Source organism: Candidatus Saganbacteria bacterium, from assembly GCA_026387835.1.
Classification (GTDB): Bacteria; Margulisbacteria; WOR-1; order JAKLHX01; family JAKLHX01; genus JAPLKZ01.
In genome coordinates, this window is sequence record JAPLKZ010000002.1 from 1 (window position 1) to 3,083 (window position 3,083).

Here is a 3,083-nt window from a genome sequence, read left to right on the forward strand (position 1 = left end):
ACCGATGGCAATGATGGGCCGAGGGATCAACTCCACGATTTGTTTCAGGAGGCCAAGCCCGCTCGCGGGGCCGGCGTCTTCCTTGGAGGTCGTAGGATAGACGGGGCCAAAACCGATATAATCCGCGCCTTCCAAGAGACATTTGCGGGCTTCTTCGAGGCTGCCTGCCGATCCGCCGATGATCACCCTTTCCCCCAAGAGTTTTCTGGCCAGGGGAATCGGGAAATCATCCTGCCCCAGATGAACACCATCCGCGTCTATAGCAAGGCAGACATCGATATAATCGTTCACGATAAAAGTTACTCCAGCCCTCTTGCACTCCCGCCCGCTCTCCTTTGCCCATTTAAAATACTGCCCTATCGGCGCTTTCTTATCTCTTAACTGGACCATCTTGCACCCGCCTTTTATTATTTCTTTCACGACTTTCACAATCGGCCTGCCTGCAAGGACGTTCGGGTCTGTAACAACATACAGGTCAAAATCAAGCTTGCGGCTGATCGCTAACGGCTTACAGCCGATCATAAGTTTTTTTTCTATATCATAGATCTCGAACCTGATATCCTTAAATTCTTTTCCTAAAGCCGGATCGATCAATTTACCGAACTCTTCAAGCACCCTCGCGGCTTCCTCGGCCCTTTTGATGTTTGCCGCCGCGATACCCGCGATATTTGTCCTTTTTCCTTCTGATTCGGGATATAGATATCTTCCGAGATCTTTTTTGGAATCACGGCTCATTATCTGGCTGCTCTCTGACATCCCCGAGGAAAGCCTGCCTACTCTTGCTCTTACGTTTTTCAGCTCCTGCGTAAGCTTTTTATCCTCTAATATGAACCGCGCAATTTCCTCAACTACCCGCACACCTTCAATAAGGCGGTTGATATTGGCATCGATGATACGGTCTATCTTAATGTCCATCATAAAAATTATATCTCTTTTTGCACCCACTGCACAGGGTCCACCCTCGTATTGTGGACACTGATGCCGAAATGAAGGTGCGGGCCGCTCGAAAGGCCTATGTTCCCGACATGCCCTATGATATCGCCTTTTCTGACTTCATCACCCTCTGTGACAAGCAACTTGCTCATGTGCATGTATATGGAACAGACACCCTGTCCGTGGTCTATGACGATGCACGATCCGAGTGTCGGCAGGAGTTTAGCGGAAGCGACAACTCCGGAGTTAGCGGCTTTTATCGGTGTGCCAACCGGATTTCCTCCTATATCCATTCCTCTGTGGTCGCCTAATCTTTTGCCGTTGTAGTTCCTATACGCTCCGAAAGGCGAAGTTATATAACCTTTTACCGGCATTATGAACCTGCCTTCCCAAAACTTTACCGGCGTCTCCTTTGAGATCATCACCGCCAGCTCGTCCTGGTCTATCTTTATTTTTGCTTTTGATATCCCTCTGATCTTTGTTGGCATGAACACAAGGCTTTCGGCTTTGAATTTCGCCGGCATTATTATGACCTGTTTTTTCTCCATCACTTTTTTGCCGCCAGCTGAAAGGTTTATAATTATTTCATTCTGCCCCGTTGCCGCAAGCGGAGGGACTCCGATTATCGCCCTTGCCCCGTTCTTATATCCGTAGAACGGGATCGTTTTTCCCAGAAAGACCGCCTCTCCCGAAACAGGGTCTTTTGAGATCACCGGTACTGTGAAGGTCTTTCCCTGAAAAACAGTTTTTGGGAGTATCGGCCGGCTTCCGGCAAAAGACGGACCGACGAGAAATAGTAAAAATACTATGGCCGTGATCCGAATAAGCTTTTTTGAAATTATCATATAAACAGTATAACAAAATAATAAAATGTTATTTTTAAAAGCGGCTAGAGATGCCCTATTGACAGCACCCCGGATTATCTGTAAAATAATAGTTACGTGTAAGGGAAGGAGGCGGATTGCCCCTGAAGGGCAAAGATACCTATTTTTATCCTCACACGATTTTCTTTAACGAAAAAGAACCTTGAAAACTAAACAGGGATGAATGTTCCGGGAAAGCTTTTGCTTTTTCGGGGCAATGTGGCGCAAATACATGAATTTCCCAGTCAGAATTTTTTGGAATCAAAGAGCTAATTAAACTTTTTTTTGAGAGTTTGATCTTGGCTCAGGACGAACGCTGGCGGCGCGCCTAACACATGCAAGTCAAGGGGGCCATGTAGCAATACATGGCAACCGGCGGACGGGTGAGTAACACGTAAGTAATCTACCCATCAGCCCGGGATAACCTGCCGAAAGGTGGGCTAATACCGGATATTATTACACTCTCGCATGAGAGCGTAATGAAAGGTTTTTCGCTGACGGATGAGCTTGCGGCCTATCAGCTTGTTGGCGGGGTAACGGCCCACCAAGGCTATGACGGGTAGCTGGTCTGAGAGGACGATCAGTCACACTGGAACTGAGACACGGTCCAGACTCCTACGGGAGGCAGCAGTGAGGAATTTTCCGCAATGGGCGAAAGCCTGACGGAGCGACGCCGTGTGGGTGATGAAGGTTTTCGGATCTTAAAGCCCTGTCAGCGAGAACGATATTGACGGTACTCGCAGAGGAAGCCCCGGCTAACTACGTGCCAGCAGCCGCGGTAATACGTAGGGGGCAAGCGTTGTCCGGAATCAGGCTCAACCCGGGTACGCACTTGATACTGCAGGGCTGGAGAGATGTAGAGGAAAGCGGAATTACAGGTGTAGCGGTGAAATGCGTAGATATCTGTAGGAACACCAGTGGCGAAGGCGGCTTTCTGGACATCTTCTGACGCTGAGATGCGAAAGCAAGGGGAGCAAACGGGATTAGATACCCCGGTAGTCCTTGCTGTAAACGATGGTCACTAGGTGTAGGAGGTATCGACCCCTTCTGTGCCGTAGCTAACGCGTTAAGTGACCCGCCTGGGGAGTACGGCCGCAAGGCTAAAACTCAAAAGAATTGACGGGGGCCCGCACAAGCGGTGGAGCATGTGGTTTAATTCGATGCTACGCGAAGAACCTTACCTGGGCTTGAAATTCTAGAAGTATCCTGGTGGAAACACCGGGTGACCGTTGAACCGGTGTCTAGAATAGGTGCTGCATGGCTGGCGTCAGCTCGTGTCGTGAGATG

General features: G+C 49.2%; 2 protein-coding genes and 1 rRNA gene. 1 reads left to right on the forward strand and 2 read right to left on the reverse strand.

What is annotated here, in order from left to right; genetic code table 11:
* Positions 1 to 915, reverse strand: a 915-nt coding sequence (thiE, locus tag NTZ10_00065; GenBank protein MCX5748633.1) for a thiamine phosphate synthase, incomplete at its 3' end; no start/stop codon positions are given.
* 8 nt (positions 916 to 923) lie between these two features.
* Positions 924 to 1,778 carry a M23 family metallopeptidase gene (locus tag NTZ10_00070; protein MCX5748634.1) on the reverse strand — a complete coding sequence of 285 codons (855 nt, stop codon included), beginning with the start codon at positions 1,776 to 1,778 and terminating at the stop codon, positions 924 to 926.
* 299 nt (positions 1,779 to 2,077) lie between these two features.
* Here NTZ10_00070 and NTZ10_00075 point away from each other — a divergent pair.
* Positions 2,078 to 3,083: ribosomal RNA gene (locus NTZ10_00075) — 16S ribosomal RNA — on the forward strand; the annotation flags it as partial.